The 15952-nt window shown below is 70.7% G+C and carries 17 protein-coding genes, 1 tRNA gene and 1 pseudogene; 9 read left to right on the top strand and 10 right to left on the bottom strand.

Annotated features, from left to right (window positions below):
• Nucleotides 1–16: 16 nt before the first annotated feature.
• The 3 genes and pseudogenes from A0130_12980 to A0130_12970 all read left to right on the top strand — a co-directional run bounded on the left by A0130_12980 (nt 17) and on the right by A0130_12970 (nt 3808).
• Nucleotides 17–868 carry a hypothetical protein gene (locus A0130_12980; protein ANF32467.1) on the top strand — a complete coding sequence of 284 codons (852 nt, stop codon included), beginning with the start codon at nt 17–19 and terminating at the stop codon, nt 866–868.
• A 139-nt stretch (nt 869–1007) separates the two neighbouring features.
• The gene (locus tag A0130_12975; protein ANF32466.1) at nt 1008–2036 is read left to right on the top strand and encodes a LacI family transcriptional regulator; all 1029 of its coding nucleotides are present in this window, start codon (nt 1008–1010) and stop codon (nt 2034–2036) included.
• A 28-nt stretch (nt 2037–2064) separates the two neighbouring features.
• A pseudogene (locus tag A0130_12970) lies at nt 2065–3808 on the top strand (alpha-amylase).
• Nucleotides 3809–3815: 7 nt separating this feature from the next.
• Here the strand turns inward: A0130_12970 and A0130_12965 are convergent.
• Entirely contained in the window at nt 3816–4628 is an 813-nt protein-coding gene (locus tag A0130_12965) for an inositol monophosphatase (GenBank protein ID ANF32465.1), read from the bottom strand.
• 55 nt (nt 4629–4683) lie between these two features.
• Here A0130_12965 and A0130_12960 point away from each other — a divergent pair, with 55 nt between their 5' ends.
• Nucleotides 4684–5013, top strand: a complete 330-nt coding sequence (locus tag A0130_12960; GenBank protein ID ANF32464.1) for a hypothetical protein — start codon at nt 4684–4686, stop codon at nt 5011–5013.
• A gap of 173 nt (nt 5014–5186) precedes the next feature.
• On the opposite strand, the gene A0130_12955 is transcribed toward A0130_12960, so the two are convergent.
• Together A0130_12955 and A0130_12950 are read right to left on the bottom strand one after the other, a co-directional pair.
• A tRNA-Tyr gene (locus tag A0130_12955) sits at nt 5187–5271 on the bottom strand.
• Between the two features lie 121 nt (nt 5272–5392).
• On the bottom strand, nt 5393–5734 hold the full coding sequence (locus A0130_12950) for a transcriptional regulator (GenBank protein ANF32463.1): 342 nt from the start codon (nt 5732–5734) through the stop codon (nt 5393–5395).
• A 79-nt stretch (nt 5735–5813) separates the two neighbouring features.
• Between A0130_12950 and A0130_12945 the strand changes: the two genes are divergently transcribed.
• The gene (locus tag A0130_12945) at nt 5814–6026 is read left to right on the top strand and encodes a hypothetical protein (protein ANF32462.1); all 213 of its coding nucleotides are present in this window, start codon (nt 5814–5816) and stop codon (nt 6024–6026) included.
• A 15-nt stretch (nt 6027–6041) separates the two neighbouring features.
• On the opposite strand, the gene A0130_12940 is transcribed toward A0130_12945, so the two are convergent.
• Nucleotides 6042–6689: a heme oxygenase gene (locus tag A0130_12940; GenBank protein ANF32461.1), complete on the bottom strand. Its 648-nt coding sequence runs from the start codon at nt 6687–6689 to the stop codon at nt 6042–6044.
• Between the two features lie 150 nt (nt 6690–6839).
• On the opposite strand from A0130_12940, the gene A0130_12935 reads away from it, so the two are divergent.
• Nucleotides 6840–7328 (top strand): YajQ family cyclic di-GMP-binding protein, encoded by a 489-nt coding sequence (locus tag A0130_12935; GenBank protein ANF32460.1) that lies wholly within the window; start codon nt 6840–6842, stop codon nt 7326–7328.
• On the opposite strand, the gene A0130_12930 is transcribed toward A0130_12935, so the two are convergent.
• From A0130_12930 to A0130_12910, 5 genes are all read right to left on the bottom strand, one after another.
• Entirely contained in the window at nt 7315–8310 is a 996-nt protein-coding gene (locus tag A0130_12930; GenBank protein ANF32459.1) for an alpha/beta hydrolase, read from the bottom strand. The genes A0130_12935 and A0130_12930 overlap by 14 nt on opposite strands.
• A gap of 43 nt (nt 8311–8353) precedes the next feature.
• On the bottom strand, nt 8354–9724 hold the full coding sequence (locus A0130_12925) for a pyridine nucleotide-disulfide oxidoreductase (protein ID ANF32458.1): 1371 nt from the start codon (nt 9722–9724) through the stop codon (nt 8354–8356).
• Nucleotides 9725–9754: 30 nt separating this feature from the next.
• Nucleotides 9755–10810 carry a geranylgeranyl pyrophosphate synthase gene (locus tag A0130_12920; GenBank protein ID ANF32457.1) on the bottom strand — a complete coding sequence of 352 codons (1056 nt, stop codon included), beginning with the start codon at nt 10808–10810 and terminating at the stop codon, nt 9755–9757.
• Nucleotides 10811–10830: 20 nt separating this feature from the next.
• Nucleotides 10831–11766: a bifunctional demethylmenaquinone methyltransferase/2-methoxy-6-polyprenyl-1,4-benzoquinol methylase gene (locus A0130_12915; protein ANF32456.1), complete on the bottom strand. Its 936-nt coding sequence runs from the start codon at nt 11764–11766 to the stop codon at nt 10831–10833.
• Nucleotides 11767–11829: 63 nt separating this feature from the next.
• On the bottom strand, nt 11830–12216 hold the full coding sequence (locus A0130_12910) for a hypothetical protein (protein ANF32455.1): 387 nt from the start codon (nt 12214–12216) through the stop codon (nt 11830–11832).
• A 126-nt stretch (nt 12217–12342) separates the two neighbouring features.
• On the opposite strand from A0130_12910, the gene A0130_12905 reads away from it, so the two are divergent.
• Nucleotides 12343–13197: a phosphate--nucleotide phosphotransferase gene (locus A0130_12905; GenBank protein ID ANF32454.1), complete on the top strand. Its 855-nt coding sequence runs from the start codon at nt 12343–12345 to the stop codon at nt 13195–13197.
• Here A0130_12905 and A0130_12900 read toward each other — a convergent pair whose 3' ends face one another.
• Nucleotides 13198–14424: an isochorismate synthase gene (locus A0130_12900; GenBank protein ANF32453.1), complete on the bottom strand. Its 1227-nt coding sequence runs from the start codon at nt 14422–14424 to the stop codon at nt 13198–13200.
• A gap of 157 nt (nt 14425–14581) precedes the next feature.
• Here A0130_12900 and A0130_12895 point away from each other — a divergent pair, with 157 nt between their 5' ends.
• Entirely contained in the window at nt 14582–15250 is a 669-nt protein-coding gene (locus tag A0130_12895) for a GntR family transcriptional regulator (GenBank protein ID ANF32452.1), read from the top strand.
• Complete coding sequence (locus A0130_12890) at nt 15250–15951, top strand: GntR family transcriptional regulator (GenBank protein ID ANF32451.1); 702 nt, start codon at nt 15250–15252, stop codon at nt 15949–15951. The genes A0130_12895 and A0130_12890 overlap by 1 nt, the downstream gene beginning before the upstream one ends.
• The last annotated feature ends 1 nt before the right edge of the window (nt 15952 follow it).

Raw genomic sequence — 15952 nt, 5'->3', positions numbered from 1 at the left:
CCCGTACTGTGGACAGATGCGCACCACCGACGACGCCCGCAGCGACTCCCGCCGCGATCTCCGCGCGGACTGCTCCCGTTGCGTCGGCCTCTGCTGCGTCGCCCTCGCGTTCGCCCGGTCCGCCGACTTCGCGTTCGACAAGGCCGCCGGCGACCCGTGCGTCAACCTCGACGCCGGCTACCGCTGCCGCATCCACCCCGAGCTCCGCGAGCGCGGCTTCAAGGGCTGCACGGTGTTCGACTGCTTCGGCGCCGGCCAGCACAGCACGCAGGGCACGTTCGACGGCGCCACCTGGCACGACGCCGACGTGCGCGCCGACATGTTCGCGGTGTTCCCGATCATGCGCCAGCTCCACGAACTCCTCTGGTATCTCGAGGACGCCCTGGCGCTCGCGCCTGCCGCATCCCTCCACCCGGCGCTTCGCCGCATCCGCTCCGAGGTCCGCGCCCTCGCCGACGCGTCTCCCGACGTCATCCGGGAAGCGGACGTCGACAACCTTCGCGATCCCGCCGCGCTCCTCCTCCGAGATGCCGCGCGCCTCACCCGCGAGGCCGGGCCGATCGGCTCGGGACCCACCCGGGTCGCGCGCTCCCGCATCCGCCCCGGCGCCGACCTGCTCGGCGCGGACCTCCGCCGGGCCGACCTGCGCGGGGCCGAGCTGCGCGGCGCCCTGCTCATCGCCGCGGATCTCCGCGATGCCGACCTCTCCCGCGCGGAACTGATCGGCGCCGACCTGCGCGACGCGCGCCTGGACGGCGCCGACCTGCGAGAGGCGATCTACCTCACCCAGCCGCAGGTGAATGCCGCCGTCGGCGACTCCCGCACGGGCCTGCCCGAGATGCTCGACCGCCCGAGCCACTGGCGCTGAGCCTGCGTAACCCCGCATGGGGGTAGTGCAAACGCTTCCACTCCCCTCGCTATACTCGCCGTGTGCACGGTCACACCCGCGCACCGGCGGACGCAAGCGCTTCCACCGCACGGCGAACCGGAACCGATCAGGAGGTGGGATGCCCGGCATCGATGACGTCGCCCGCCTCGCCGGCGTGTCCACCGCAACGGTGTCGCGCGCGCTCAGCGGCAACGGCCCGGTCTCGCAGACCACCCGTGCCCGCGTCGTCCAGGCGGCGACCGACCTCGGCTATGTGGTGTCCTCGAACGCCTCCAGCCTGGCCTCCGGCCGGACGCGCAACATCGGCGCCGTGGTGCCGCACCTCAACCGCTGGTTCTTCACGTCCGTCATCGAGGGCGCCGAGCGCGTCCTCCTCCGTCGCGGGTACGACCTCACCCTCTACAACCTGAGCGGCGACGGCGACGAGCGGCAGCGCGTCTTCGAGCACCACCTGCTCCGGAACCGGGTGGACGCAGTGTTCGCGGTCTCCCTCGAACTCGCTGAGCAGGAGGTCTCCCGCCTGCTCGCGCTCGGCAAGCCGCTCGTCGGGGTCGGCGGTCCGCTGCCCGGCGTCAGCACCCTCCGGATCGACGACGTCGCGGTCGCCCATCTCGCGACCGACCACCTGCTCTCCCTCGGTCACCGCCACATCGCGCACATCGGCGCCTCCCACGAGTTCGACCTCGACTTCCACATCCCGACCAGCCGCCGCCTCGGCTACGAGCAGGCGCTCACCGAGGCAGGCATCCCGGTGGACGAGCGCCTGCACCGCGCCGCCGACTTCACCCTGCCCGGCGGATACGAGGCCGCGAAGCAGCTCCTCGGCACGCCGCACGAGCGCCCGACCGCGATCTTCGCGGCGTCCGACGAGATGGCGATCGGCGCCATCCTCGCCGCACGGGACCTCGGGCTGAACGTCCCGCGCGACGTGTCGGTCATCGGCATCGACGACCACCCCCTGGCGGAGTTCTTCGGGCTGAGCACCGTGGCGCAGCATCCCGTCGCCCAGGGCGAGCGCGCGGCCGACCTCCTGCTCGCCGCCCTCGACGCGTCCCGCAGGGGCGGCCCCGCCGCCCGTCCCGACCCGGTGAGCCACGTCGCGCCCGCCGACCTGATCGTGCGGTCCAGCACCGCCGTCCACCCCTGACCCCCCACCCCAACCACACGAACACGAGGTGACCACCATCTCCGCAGCAACGAACCCCGAAAGCGCGCTCATCCCTTCGGCCCCGGCCGCGAGTGGTGGCGCTCCGCCGTGATCTACCAGGTCTACCCGCGTTCCTTCGCCGACTCCGACGGCGACGGGATGGGCGACCTCCCCGGCATCACCAGCCGGCTCGGCGCCCTCCGCGACCTGGGCGTGGACGCCGTCTGGCTGTCCCCCTTCTATCGCTCGCCCCAGCACGACGCCGGCTACGACGTGGCCGACTACCGCGACGTCGACCCGCGCTTCGGCACCCTCGCCGACTTCGACGCGATGCTCGCCGAGGCGCACAGCCTGGGCCTTCGCGTCATCATCGATATCGTCCCGAACCACTCCTCGAGCGATCACGTGTGGTTCCAGGAGGCGCTGGCCGCCGCCCCGGGAAGTCCCGAGCGGGCGCGGTACATCTTCCGCGACGGCAAAGGCGAGAACGGGGAGCTGCCCCCAACAACTGGGAGTCGATCTTCGGCGGCCGGGCGTGGACCCGCGTGGCCGAGCCGGACGGCACCCCGGGCCAGTGGTACCTCCACCTGTTCGACAAGTCGCAGCCCGACTTCGACTGGGAGAACCCGTGGGTCTGGGAGCAGTTCCGCGGCGTCCTGCGCTTCTGGCTCGACCGCGGCGTCGACGGCTTCCGCGTGGATGTCGCACACGGCATGGTCAAGGAAGCCGGCCTCCCCGACTACACCCCGCCCACCGGCATGGGCAGCATGGGCGGCACGGCCCCGACCCTCGAGACGGGCGGCATCCCACTGGAGCCGGAGATCCACGCTCACGCCGAGCTCGACCCGCCGACCCCGCCGTACTTCGCGCAGGACGGCGTCCACGAGATCTACCGCGACTGGCACAAGGTCCTGGACGAGTACGAGGGCGACCGCGTCCTGTGCGGCGAGGCCTGGGTGGAGCCGCTGGAGAAGCTGGCCCGCTGGGTGCGTCCCGACGAGATGCAGCAGACGTTCAACTTCGCGTACCTCGAAACCCCGTGGGACGCGGACGCGCTGCACAGCGTGATCGACCGCTCCATCGCGGCGTTCAGCAGTGTCGGCGCGCCGAGCACCTGGGTGCTCTCCAACCACGACGTCGTGCGCCACGCGACCCGGCTGGCGCTGCAGGGCGAGAACCTGCAGGGCCACGGCATCGGCCCGAAGACGAAGGGCCTGCCCGACCCGGCGTTCGCCCTCCGGCGCGCCCGTGCGGCGACGGCGCTCATGCTCGCGCTGCCCGGCTCGGCGTACCTGTACCAGGGCGAGGAGCTCGGCCTTCCCGAGGCGATCGACCTGCCCGACGAGGCCCGTCAGGACCCGACGTGGTTCCGCACGAACGGCGAGCGCTACGGCCGCGACGGCTGCCGCGTCCCGATCCCGTGGGAGGGCGACGAGGCGTCGTACGGCTTCGGTCCCTCCCCGGCGAGCTGGCTGCCGCAGCCCGCGGTCTGGGCCGAGTACACGCGGACCCCGCAGCAGGGCGTCGCCGGCTCGACCCTGACCATGTACCAGGATGCGCTCGCGCTCCGCCGCCGCCACGACCTGGCGTTCGGCGCTCCCGCGTGGATCGACCTCGGCGGCGACACGCTCGCCTTCCGGACCGGCGCGGTCACCGTTGTGGTCAACTTCGGCACGACACCGGTCGCGATCCCGAACGGCGAGATCGTGCTCGCGAGCGGCGAGCTCTCCGAGGGCATGCTCCCGCAGGACACCGCCGTCTGGCTCGTCTGAACCCCGGTCACTCCCAGCCGGCGTAGAAGCGCTCGGCGCGGGGGTGCAGCTCGTCGAAGAGGCCCGGCGCGGCCGCCACCAGCAGGCGGCGGTCCGCCGGGCCTCCGTCGATCCCGGCCACGCGCGCGCCCGCCTCTTCCGCGATCAGCGCGCCCGCGGCGTGATCCCAGGGGTTGAGCCCACGCTCGAAGTACGCGTCCAGCCGCCCGGCCGCGACCGAGCAGAGATCGAGGGACGCGGCGCCGATCCGGCGGATGTCGCGTACCTGCGGAATGAGCTCCTGCACGAAGGACGCCTGCCGCCGGCGGACCTCGGCGTCGTACCCGAAGCCCGTGCCGACCAGCGCGAGCGGGAGGTCGACACCCTCGTTGACGTGGATGGGCGCGCCGTTCAGCCGTGCGCCGCCACCGCGCGCCGCGGTGTACGTCTCCTTCAGCACCGGGTTGACGACCGCGCCCGCCAGAGTCCGCCAGGTCGCCGGATCCGGGTCCCCTTCGACGACTGCGATACTCACCGCCCACGCCGGGATGCCGTAGAAGTAGTTGACGGTCCCATCGATCGGGTCGACCACCCAGGTCAGCCCGCTCCGGCTGCTGCTGTCGCCCGACTCCTCCCCCAGGAACCCGTCGAGCGGACGCGCGGCGGCCAGCGCATCCCGGATCAGCTGCTCGGTCTCGCGATCGGCCCGCGTGACGATGTCGCTCAGCGACGACTTGGATGCGGCGATCTCGACCCCATCCTGCCTCCGCTGCAACGCGAAGGCGGCGGCCCGGCGGGCGACAGTGGCGGCGATCTCGAGCAGTTCGACGGGGGAGGTCATGAGGTCAAGCCTGTCACGGTCCGGTGTCCCGTGGACGAGGCGTTACCCTGACCCCATGCGGCGTCGGTGGTGGCTCGTCCCCGCGGTGGCGGTCTTTGCGCTCCTGCTGGTGGCCGTGGGCACCTTCTTCTACCAGGTGCACCGCGCGACGTCCGACTGGTGGCCCAGCGCCGTGCCGACGGTGGTCCAGTACGACGATCGCGACTTCAGCTGCGGGAACGTGCACAGCGAAGCGCGCGCCGCGGATCTCGCGGGGATGGTTCCGCGCGGGCGCACCATCGGCGGCGGCACGATCTACGCCCCACCCGGATTCACCCTGCCCATCGGGATCGCGGTGCGGAACGGCGACTCGTACTTCTACTGCTCTCTCAGTGGAGGACCGTGAACCGCGCCCCCCACTATGCTGCGACCATGAGCCAATACTGGCGGTTGCAGGCGACGAGGGTCGCCGCGTTCCTCAACGCGTTGGCCGAAGCGTTCTTGGACATGGTCCGCCGCTGACTCCTCGTAGCAACGAGAAAGGGACCCAGCCCGATCCGGCTGAGTCCCTTTGCTTCGTGGTGGCGAGTGAGGGATTCGAACCCCCGAAGTCGTAGACAGCTGATTTACAGTCAGATCCCTTTGGCCGCTTGGGTAACTCGCCGAGGCGCTCCCGACCACCAGTGTTCTCGTGACCGAAGGCGCCAGACAAGAATAGCCGTACGCGCGCCCGCACACGAAATCAGCCGGCGCCCAGCCTCCGCACGGGGAGCCGGACAGTCCGGTCAGGCCGCGAGAGCCACCACACCGGGCTTCTGGCCGGCGGCGACCGCGACCCCGGGCTGCAGCTCGGCGGTCGTCCGGACGCCCACATCCTCCGGCACCAGGCTGAGCACCTGGCCGCCCGCGAACTCGGCCGCGACGCGGGTCAGCAGCTCCCCCTCGGTGACGCCCAGCACCCGGCACAGCGCCGCCAGGATCTCGGACGACGCCTCCTTGCGGCCACGCTCGATCTCCGAGAGGTAGGGCACTGACACCCGCGAGTGCTCCGAGAGCTCGCGCAGCGTCGTCCCCCGCTCCGTCCTGATCCGGCGGAGCACCGAGCCGATCGCGTGCCGCAGAAGCATGCGGCAAGCCTATGTCGAAGCGGGCGATTCCGCGCCTGCGGGTTCCGGCGGTTCTGCTCTGGGCAGAACGGCCGAGTGGATGCTGTGCGCTCGCGACACCCCGGCGCGCCTGCGGCCGATGTCGGAGGTCGAGCGCACAATCGTGGGCATGAGAACGTTGGAGATTTGCGAACGGTGCGACGGCACGGGAGCCGACCCGATGCAGCACTTCGAGGAGATCACCGTCTGCGTCGAGTGCAGCGGCGACGGCTGCCACGTCACCTACTACGAAGAGCTGGCGCAGACGGCGTAAGTCGCCCGGCCTGACTCAGGCGGCGGCCTTCGCGACCGCGAGGTCGTCGAACAGCTCCGTGTTGAAGCGGAACGCCAGCCCGACCTCGTCGATCACGCGGTCGCGCTCCTCCTCCGTCCAGTCGACGGCGTCGAGCTGAGAGCGGTAGGTGTCCTTGAACAGCTTCGGCTTCGCGATGTCCGCAAAGAGGTAGAAACCCACCCCGTTCGTCTCGAAGCCGTACGCGCGCTGCAGCAATGTGCGGATGATCTGGCCGCCGGACAGGTCGCCGAGGTAGCGCGTGTAGTGGTGGGCCACGAACCCGCCGGGCCACGTGCTCCCGATCTCCCGGATGCGGGCGGTGTAGCGGACGGTGGATGGCAGCGGGGCGATCCGCTCCCGCCAGTCCTCGCCGTTCAAGAATTCCAGGTCGGCCTCGATCGCCGGCAGGCGTGTCAGCGCCGGGGTGATGAACAGCGACGCCACGGGGTCCGCCCCCATGCGATCGGCCGCCTCCTCCAGCGCCTCGTAAATGAAGTAGTGCTGCGAGAGCAGGGCGATGTAGTCGTCACGCGAACCGTTGCCGGACATGAGGTCCTGCATGAAGACCGCGCCCTCGCTCTCTTGGTGGACGCCGCGCGTGCGCTCCCTCAGTGCCTGCGAGAAGGGGATGGGGTCGGCCATGCGGGTCTCCTGACTCAGGTAAGGCTTGCCTAAGCCTGACGCATCCTGCGACCGGGCGCAAGACGGGTCGAGCGGGAGCCTCCCGGCCCCGGCTCGCTCCGCGTGCGTCCCTCGTAGACTGGACGCACGCAACTCGGGAAGGACGGAACCATGGCAGACTCCTCGTTCGACGTCGTCAGCAAGGTCGACAAGATGGAGGCGGACAACGCCGTCAACCAGGCCCGCAAGGAGGTGGACCAGCGCTACGACTTCAAGAACGTCGGAGCGTCGGTCGAGTGGAGCGGCGAGAAGGTTCTGCTCAAGGCCAACACCGAGGAGCGCGTCAAGGCCGTGCTCGAGGTGCTGGAGTCCAAGTTCATCAAGCGCGGCATCACGCTCAAGTCGCTCGACACCGGCGCCCCCTACCCGTCGGGCAAGGAGTTCCGCATCGAGGTCGGGCTCAAGAACGGCATCGAGCAGGATGCCGCCAAGAAGATCAACAAGCTGATCCGCGATGAGGCGCCCAAGAGCGTCAAGTCGCAGATCCAGGGCGACGAACTCCGGGTCAGCTCGAAGAGCCGGGACGACCTGCAGGCGACCATGGCGCTGCTCAAGAACGCCGACCTCGACGTCGCGGTGCAGTTCGTCAACTTCCGCTGAGGTAGCCGCGCATCCACCGCTCCACCGCCGCGTACGCCGCGCGGCGGACCGGTGGCGCCGACAGGAACACGTCGTGGAGCGCATCCTGGACCCACGACACCGTGACCGTAGGGGCGAGCCCCAGCGCTCGCTCGGCGATGTCGCGCACGACTAAGACGACGTCCGACTTCAGCATGTCGGGCGTCCAATACGGCAACAGCGTCGACCGCGCCGAGAGCAGCGTGAGCACGGGCGCGTCGATGTGCAGGCCGGCGGCGACGCGGGCGTGCCCGGCGAGCACCGCGGTCAGCCAGGCCGGGTGGACGCGGAAGCCGCGCACCGGACGCCACGCCAGGTCGTAGTCCCACTCCCCGTCGAGCGTGCGCGAGACGGTCCGCGTGTAGAAACCGAGGTCGACGTTCGGCATCGGCGCCTTGGGGTCGATGCGGGCGCGGAGGTCGACCAGCGGGGTGAGCGCCGCCCGGCCGGCCGAACGCGCCTGGAACTCCAGCCACGGGCTGTTCAGGATGAGCGCCTCCGCTCGCCCGGGGTGCCGGTCGGCCCACAGGCTCAGCGTCAGGCCGCCGGTGGAGTGGCCGAGCAGGATGAGGCGGCGGTGCCCGCGCGCGTCCTCCCCGTGACCCATCGCGTCGAGGGCCGCGGCGATGTCGTCGTCGTAGATCGCGAGGTCGTCGACGAACCCGGGGGTCTGCCCCTCACGCAGGCTGCGGCCGTACTTGCGCAGGTCGAGCGCATGGAACCGCGCGCCCTGGTCGTGCCAGAACCGCGCCAGCTCGGTCTGGAAGAAGTAGTCCGACCAGCCGTGCACGTAGAGGACGTCGGTGTCCGCGGCGGGACCGCGGTGCAGCTGGAGGCGCGGGGGCGGCGAGTAGCGGACCAGGGTGGCGACGACCTCCCCCTCGGCGTCCTCTCCCAGCGGCAGCGTCAGCTGCTCGAACGGCTCTCCGAGGATGTCGGGGCGCCATCCGTGCGTCGTCGTCATCCCTACAGCGTGCCAGGCGCGGGGCGATCGCGGTACGGTCCCGTCAGTCGACGGCGGGGACCCCGTTGGAGACGCGGACCATCTCGTCGCGCGGCACCACCTTGATGCGTGCACGACCCTGCTCGGCGCCGAGCGACTGCTCGTGCGCGTCGAGGTTGTGCCAGCCGTCGAGGTTCGTGTATTCCACACCCCGGTCGCGCAGCAGGTTCTCCACAGATTCCTCGGAGGGGTCGGCGGGAGACCACCAGTTGCCCTGATCGTTGATCACATGCTTGATCGTCTCCATCGCATCCGACTTCGTGTGACCGATGAGTCCGACCGGACCGCGCTTGATCCACCCGGTCGCGTACACGCCGTACATGCGCTCGTTGTCGCCCTTGCGCAGCACCTGGCCCTCGTGGTTCGGGATGACGCCGTGTTTGCGGTCGAACGGGATGCCGGGCAGCGGCGAGCCGAAGTAGCCGACGGCGCGGTAGATCGCGTCGATCTCAAGCTCGCGGATCTCGCCGGTCCCGCGCACGCCGCCCTCGCCGTCCGGCTCGGTGCGCTCGTACCGGAACGCGCGAACGTTGCCGTGGTCGTCGCCGACGACCTCCAAGGGCTTGGCGTAGAAATGCAGGTGCAGGCGGCGGGAGGCGCTCCCGACCTCGCGCTGCCGCCACTGCTGCAGGACGCGGTCGATGACCATGACCTGCTTGTTGCTCGCGATCGCGGCCTTGGACTGCTCGTCGTAGTCGAAGTCCTCGTCGTACAGGATCATGTCGACGTCGCGCAGCTCGCCGAGCTCGCGCAGCTCCAGCGGGGTGAACTTCACCTGGGCCGGCCCGCGGCGGCCGAACACGTGCACGTCGGTCACGGGCGAGTTCTTGAGACCCTCGTAGACGTTGTCCGGGATCTCGGTCGGCAGCAGGTCGTCGGCGTGCTTGGCCAGCATCCGCGAGATGTCGAGGGCGACGTTGCCGTTGCCGATCACGGCCACCGACTTGGCCTCCAACGGCCAGGTGCGCGGCACATCCGGGTGGCCGTCGAACCAGCTGACGAAGTCGGCGGCGCCGTACGAGCCGTGGAGCTCGATGCCGGGGATCTCGAGGTCGGCGTCGCGGACGGCGCCGGTGGCGAAGATGACGGCGTTGTAATGACGCTTGAGGTCGTCGAGCGTGATGTCCTTGCCGTACTCCACGTTGCCGAAGATGCGGATGTCACCGCGGTCGAGCACCTCGCGGAGCGCCGTGATGATGCCCTTGATGCGCGGGTGGTCCGGGGCGACGCCGTAGCGGACCAGGCCGTAGGGCGCCGGCAGCTGCTCGAACAGGTCGATCGAGACGTCGAAGCCGCGCTCGGCCTTCAGCAGGATGTCGGCGGCGTAGATGCCCGCCGGGCCGGCGCCGACGATGGCCAGTCGCAGTTTGGTCATTCGTTGATTCCTTCTGGTGTTCCGTACGGCTCAGCTGGAGCGCTCGACGATGGTGTCCGCAAAGCGGACGAGGGCCTTCTTCACCGGGCCGTCCGGCAGGGGCTCCAGCGCCTCAACCGCCTCGCGGGCCCAGCGGTGCGCCTCCTCCAGCGTCTGGCGCGTCACGTCGTGCTCGCGCAGCGCGGCGATCGCGTCCATGGCGGCGGGGGTGACCTCGCCGTCCTCGGCCGAGCCGATCACGTCGCGCTCGAGGCGCTCCAACAGGGCGGCGGCTTCCGGGTCGGATGCGGCCCGCTCGCGGAGTCGCAGCACCGGGAGGGTGGCGACACCGGCACGGAGGTCGTTGCCCGGGGTCTTCCCGGTCTCGGCGACGCCCTGGCCGGAGAGGTCGATCACGTCGTCGATGAGCTGGAAGGCGACGCCGATCTTCTCGCCGAACACGACGACGGGCTGCTCGTAGGCGCTGGGGGCGTTCGAGAACACGACGCCCATCTGGGCCGCCACGGCGATGAGGGAGCCGGTCTTGTCCGCGAGCACCTGGATGTAGTGCTCGATCGGGTCCTCGCCGTCCTGCGGGCCGATGGTCTCGTGCAGCTGGCCGAGGCACAGCCGCTCGAACGTGTCGGCCTGGAGCTGGATGGCGCGCTCGCCCAGCGCGGAGACGAGCTTGCTCGCGCGGGCGAACAGCAGGTCGCCGGTGAGCACGGCCACCGAGTTGCCCCAGACGAACTGCGCGCTCGGGACCCCGCGGCGCATCTGCGAGTCGTCCATGACGTCGTCGTGGTAGAGCGATGCGAGATGGGTGATCTCGACGGCTTCCGCGGCCTGGATCACGTTGGCGTTCGTCCCGTCGCCCAGCTGGGCCGCGAGGAGGGTGAGCATGGGTCGGACGCGCTTGCCGCCGGCCTCCAGCAGGTAGCGCGCCGTGACGTCGGCGAGGCCGTCCGCGAAGTGCATCTCGCGGTGCAGGCCCTCCTCGACGAGCGCGAGGCCGTCGTCGACGGCGTTGGCCAGCTCGCGGTCCTCACCGCGGACGAAGATCCGCTCGGTGAAGCCCAGTTGGCCGGTCAGCGACGGACGCCGCACGGCCGGGACACTTCGTGGCACTACTCCCCCTCGGACGGGACGGTGGACGCAGAGGATTCGGAACCGGCGGACGCGCCGGATGCCGGGTCGGCCTTCGGCTTCGGCTTCGGCTTCGGCGCGGCCTTCGGCTTCGCGGCGGGAGCGGGCTTTGCAGCCGGCGTGGGCTTCGCGGCGGGCGCCTTGGGTGCGGCCTTGGGCTTCGGCTTCGCGGCCGCCTTCGGCTTCGCGGGGGTCTCCTCCACCACGACCGGACGCTCCGGCTTGAAGCCGCGGTGCAGCGCCACGATGCCGGCCGTCAGGTTGCGGTACGCCACGCGCTCGAAGCCCGCCTCACGCAGCCAGGCCGCGAGCGCGCGCTGGTCGGGCCAGGCCTGGATCGACTCCATCAAGTACTCGTACGCAGCCGGGTTCGAGCTGGCCACGCGCGCGAGCACGGGCATCCCGTACTTGAGGTACGCCGAGTACCCGGCACGAACCGGCGAGAGAGGAGGCTGGGAGAACTCGCACACGACGACGCGGCCGCCGGGCTTGACCACGCGGTAGAACTCGGCGAGCGCCTTCTTCGGGTCGACGATGTTGCGGAGGCCGAACGAGATCGTCACGGCGTCGAACGAGTCGTCCTCGAACGGCAACGCCGTGGCGTCGGCCTGGACGAACCGGACGAACGGGTTGTCCGCCTGACGCTGCCGACCGACCTCGATCATCCCCTCGGAGAAGTCGGCGGCGACGACCGAGGCGCCGTTGCGGGCGAGCGACGCGCTCGACGTGCCCGTTCCGGCCGCCACGTCGAGGATCGTCTCGCCGGCGCGCGGGTCGACGGCACGGGTCGTCGCCACGCGCCACAGCGCCGCATTGCCCACCGACAGGACGGCGTTGGTCCGGTCGTAGCGCGTCGACACCTGGTCGAACATGGCGGCGACCTGGGCGGGCTGCTTGCTGAGGTCGGCCTTACTCACCCCACCAGCTTAGGCTGCGGCGTCGGACCGTTGCAGTCAGGGCCCCGAACGCACGCCGAACGCTCAGAACCGCTGCCCCAGCGCCTTCGCGCGCAACGCGTCGAACTCGCCCTTGCTGATGACCCCCTGGTCGAGCAGCGTCTGCGCCTGCTGGATGTCGGAAGCCGGCGTCGCGGAAGGCGTCGGGTTCTGGCCCCAGCTGTCGTCCTCGGGCACCGTCGCGTTGCGCGCCATGTTCCGCTCCGCCATCCCGCGCCCGCGCGCGATCAGGTAGACGAGCACCGCGAGCACGGGGAAGAACACCAGGAAGATCACCCACAGCGCCTTCCACCAGCCGTTCAGCGACGGGTCGCGGAACAGGTCCACCAGCACCAGGAACAGCAGCATCAGGAACGCGACGAACGCGAAGATCCAGAAGGTGTACAGAAACACACTCCAGAACGTGTCCATTAGAGGCCCCTCTCATCGCGCACACCGTAGTGCGGCGCAGGTGCGCTCGGCTAGCGGGCATTTTCGGCCGGGCCACAGCGGTCGCGACGGGTCTACCATGGGCGTCCCGGCGACGAGGAGGCGGCGATGGGCGACGACACGAACTGGACCGACGATCCCTACGACTTGCTGCGGGTCACGCCAGGCTTCCGGCTGGCCGACCAGCCGACGGACGCGACGCCCGGGTTCCGTGGGGACAAGAAGGACGGCGAGAGGGTTCTCGCGCAGGACGCCGCACGGCTGGCCGATCTTCAGGAACTGCTGTTCGCCTGCGGGAGGGAGGGCGAGCCGCGTTCCGTCCTGCTCGTCCTGCAGGCCATGGACACCGCGGGCAAGGGCGGCATCGTGTCCCACGTCATCGGCTCGATGAACCCGGGCGGCGTGCACTACGCGGGATTCGGCAAGCCGGCCCCGGAGGAGCTCGCGCACGACTTCCTCTGGCGTGTGTGGCGGGAGGTGCCCGCGGCGGGCCAGGTCGGCGTGTTCGACCGGTCGCACTACGAGGATGTCCTCATCGGCCGGGTCCGCCAGCTGGCCCCGCCGGAGGAGCTGGAACGCCGCTACGGCGCGATCAACGCCTTCGAGAAGGAGCTGGCGCAGTCCGGCACCACGGTGATCAAGGTGATGCTCCACCTCGGCAAGGACGAGCAGAAGAAGCGTCTCGCCTCGCGGCTGGAGCGCCCCGACAAATACTGGAAGTTCAACCCGGCCGACGTCGACGAGCGCCTGCTCTGGGACGACTACCAGGAGGCGTACCAGGTGGCGCTCGATCGGACCACGTCGGCCTACGCGCCGTGGTTCGTGGTGCCCGCCGACAAGAAGTGGTACGCCCGCGCGGCGGTGCAGCAGCTGCTCATCCGGGCCCTGTCCGACCTCAACCTGGAATGGCCGAAGCCCGACTACGACGTGCAGGAGCAGCTGCGCCGTCTCGCGGAGTCCTGACTAGCCGAACGCCTCCACGATCGGCCGGAACTTCATCGTGGTCTCGGCGAGTTCGCGGTCGGGATCCGAATCCGCGACGATGCCCGCTCCCGCGTACGCCGTGAGGTCGCCGTTCGCGTCGACCTGGGCGCAGCGGAGCGCGATCGCCCACTCGCCGTCCCCGTCACCGCCGACCCAGCCGACCGGACCGGCGTAGCGGCCGCGGTCGAACGGCTCCAGCTCGCGGATGAGGGCGAGCGCCTCGGTGCGCGGAGTGCCCGCGACCGCGGCGGTCGGGTGCAGCGCCGCGGCGAGGTCGAGGGAGCTGGACCCGTCGCTCAGCATTCCGGCGATGTCGGTGGCCAGGTGCCAGAGGTTCGGCAGCTTGAGGGTGAACGGCTCGTCGCTCGCGGCGAGATCGGCGCTGTGCGGGCGCAGCGCATCCATCACGCTGGTGACGGCGTAGCGGTGCTCCCCCTGGTCTTTGGCGCTGGCGACGAGCTCGGCCGCCGCGGCCGCATCCCGTGCCGCGTCCGCTCCACGCGAGATGGTGCCGGCGAGCACGCGGGCCGTGACCGTCCCGTGGTGCACGCGCACGAGCGTCTCGGGCGACGAGCCGACGAGCCCGTCGACCGCGAAGGTCCAGCAGTCCGGGTAGCCGAGGGCGAGGTCGACGAGCGCGCGCCGCAGATCGGATTCGACGGGCAGGTGGCCGCGCAGGTCGCGGGCCAGCACCACCTTCGAGAGGTCGTCCTCGCGGATGCGCTCGACCGCCGCCGCCACGGCCGCCCGGTAGCCCTCGCCGCCGAGCCGACCCGGCAGCAGGCTGAGGCGGTACTCGTCGCCGAAGGCGCTCGGGCGCGGCAGCACCGGCTCCGCCGTGTCGCCGGCTCGGCGGATGCGCGTGATCCAGCTGCGGCTGCCGCGACGCCCGATGACGACCTCGGGCACGATCAGCGTGCTGGTCGCCGAGCTCTCGTCGTCGAACGCGAACGTGCCGAAGGCCACGAGGCCGGTGCCCGGTGTGCGGACCGCGTCGTCGACGATCGCCGCCGCGGCGACCTCGCGCCAGGCGGCCGAGGCCTGCTCGATGCGGTCGGGTCCTGTGAACTCCAGCCGGAGCACCTCGCCGATGCCGGCCATCCCCTCTCCCTTGCGCAGCCACAGCAGCGGCGTGCGGGAATCGAGGAAGGGGATGAGCTGGCGGACGTCATCGAGGGGTGCGGTCTCGGCCTCGAGGACCGTCACGCCAGTCTCCCGCCGAGCGGTCGGGGCTGATCTCACTGGACCAGCCTACGCCCGCCGGACTGAGCGCCCGATGGGGGAAGGATGTGCATGCGATGCACGCTTTCGACACTCGGTACATCAGCGCCCGACGTGAACGACCGGGATGTAACATTCATTTATGCCCGTGCCCGTGACCGGAGCCGCCAGCCCCCGGCGGCTCATCCGCGACGAAGTCTTCGTGCGCCTCCTCGACGCGATCGTCGACGGCGACCTCCTCCCCGGCGAACAGCTCTACGACGCCGAGATCGAGCGATGGGTCGGTGTCTCGCGCACCCCCGTCCGCGAAGCCCTCAATCAGCTCGCCACGATGGGGCTGGTCGAGATCCTCCCGCAGCGCCGCACGCGCGTCACCCCGATCGAGCCTGAGCGGCTCCGCGACCTCGTCGCCACCGTCGGCGTGCTCGTCGCCGGTGTGGTCCGGGATGCGACTCCGCTGCTGACCGACGCGGACCGCAACGAGCTGGCGACGGCCGCAGACGGCGACGCCGCCGCCGTCGTGCGCACCGGGCTGTCGGCCGACGGCTTCCTCGGCGTCTTCGTCCGGCGCCTCGACAACGGCACCGTCGCGCGGCTCCTCAAGCGCCACCTGCCCGAGGTGCAGCGTGCGCTCAACGCCGCCCCGTCCGATGCCGCCTTCCAGAAGGCCCGGCCGTCCGTGAAGGCCCTCGTCGACGCGGCCACGGCGGGCAAGGCCGACAAGGCCGGCCGTGCCGCCACCGAGCTGTTCGACGCGGCGCTGGCCACCCTCGCCGACGAGTTCGCCGCATCCCAGAAGGAGAGCCGCTGATGCCGCTGCCCGCGAACGACACCGCCCCCGTCGAGCGCCGGCTGCTGCGCGACGTCGTTTACACGCGTCTCTACGACGGCATCCTCGACGGCACCCTCGAACCGGGTGAGACGCTGCTCGACGAGAAGCTGACCGCGTGGCTCGGTGTTTCGCGCACGCCCATCCGCGAGGCCCTGATGAAGCTCGCCGACATCGGCCTCGTCGAGATGGCTCCGAACCGCTACACGCGGGTCGCGCCCATCGACCTCAAGGCGATCGACGAGGCCATCTACGCCACCGGCCTGCTGCACGAGCACGCGGCGCGCACGATCGTCCCGACGCTCGACACCGCCGTGGTGACGAAGCTCGACAAGGCGCAGAAGGCGGTGCGCAAGGCCGCGAAGTCCCGCGACCTCCCCGGCCTCGGCCACGCGTTCAACGACTTCTTCCTCGAACTGGAGCGCGCCGGCGACAACGCCGTGCTCGTCTCCATGAGCGAGGGGCTCAGTCCGCAGCTGCTGCGCTACATCTCCGCGTGGCAGATCCCGTTCGGCGTCGACGACCTCGCCGACGCGCTGGCGGGTATCGCGGCAGCCGCGAAGGACCGCGACGGCGCGAAGGCGGGCGACCTGGTCAAGGCGCTCTATCGGGCGCCGCTGAAGCAGTTCCTCGACGACTACCGCCGCCGCGACGCCGACATCGAGCACACGCCCGTCTTCTGAG

It is taken from the genome of Leifsonia xyli (assembly GCA_001647635.1).
Lineage (GTDB): Bacteria > Actinomycetota > Actinomycetes > Actinomycetales > Microbacteriaceae > Leifsonia > Leifsonia xyli_A.
Note: the sequence above shows the minus strand (reverse complement) of the source record. Positions and strands in the feature narration are given on the sequence as shown.

Coding starts and splice junctions, on each gene's coding strand:
- A0130_12965 (ANF32465.1), bottom strand. CDS start 4,628: ATGACCTCCCCCGTCGAACTGCTCGAGATCGCCGCCACTGTCGCCCGC.
- A0130_12960 (ANF32464.1), top strand. CDS start 4,684: ATGCGGCGTCGGTGGTGGCTCGTCCCCGCGGTGGCGGTCTTTGCGCTC.
- A0130_12895 (ANF32452.1), top strand. CDS start 14,582: ATGCCCGTGCCCGTGACCGGAGCCGCCAGCCCCCGGCGGCTCATCCGC.
- A0130_12935 (ANF32460.1), top strand. CDS start 6,840: ATGGCAGACTCCTCGTTCGACGTCGTCAGCAAGGTCGACAAGATGGAG.
- A0130_12930 (ANF32459.1), bottom strand. CDS start 8,310: ATGACGACGACGCACGGATGGCGCCCCGACATCCTCGGAGAGCCGTTC.
- A0130_12890 (ANF32451.1), top strand. CDS start 15,250: ATGCCGCTGCCCGCGAACGACACCGCCCCCGTCGAGCGCCGGCTGCTG.
- A0130_12925 (ANF32458.1), bottom strand. CDS start 9,724: ATGACCAAACTGCGACTGGCCATCGTCGGCGCCGGCCCGGCGGGCATC.
- A0130_12980 (ANF32467.1), top strand. CDS start 17: ATGCGCACCACCGACGACGCCCGCAGCGACTCCCGCCGCGATCTCCGC.
- A0130_12975 (ANF32466.1), top strand. CDS start 1,008: ATGCCCGGCATCGATGACGTCGCCCGCCTCGCCGGCGTGTCCACCGCA.
- A0130_12950 (ANF32463.1), bottom strand. CDS start 5,734: ATGCTTCTGCGGCACGCGATCGGCTCGGTGCTCCGCCGGATCAGGACG.
- A0130_12940 (ANF32461.1), bottom strand. CDS start 6,689: ATGGCCGACCCCATCCCCTTCTCGCAGGCACTGAGGGAGCGCACGCGC.
- A0130_12910 (ANF32455.1), bottom strand. CDS start 12,216: ATGGACACGTTCTGGAGTGTGTTTCTGTACACCTTCTGGATCTTCGCG.
- A0130_12945 (ANF32462.1), top strand. CDS start 5,814: ATGCTGTGCGCTCGCGACACCCCGGCGCGCCTGCGGCCGATGTCGGAG.
- A0130_12905 (ANF32454.1), top strand. CDS start 12,343: ATGGGCGACGACACGAACTGGACCGACGATCCCTACGACTTGCTGCGG.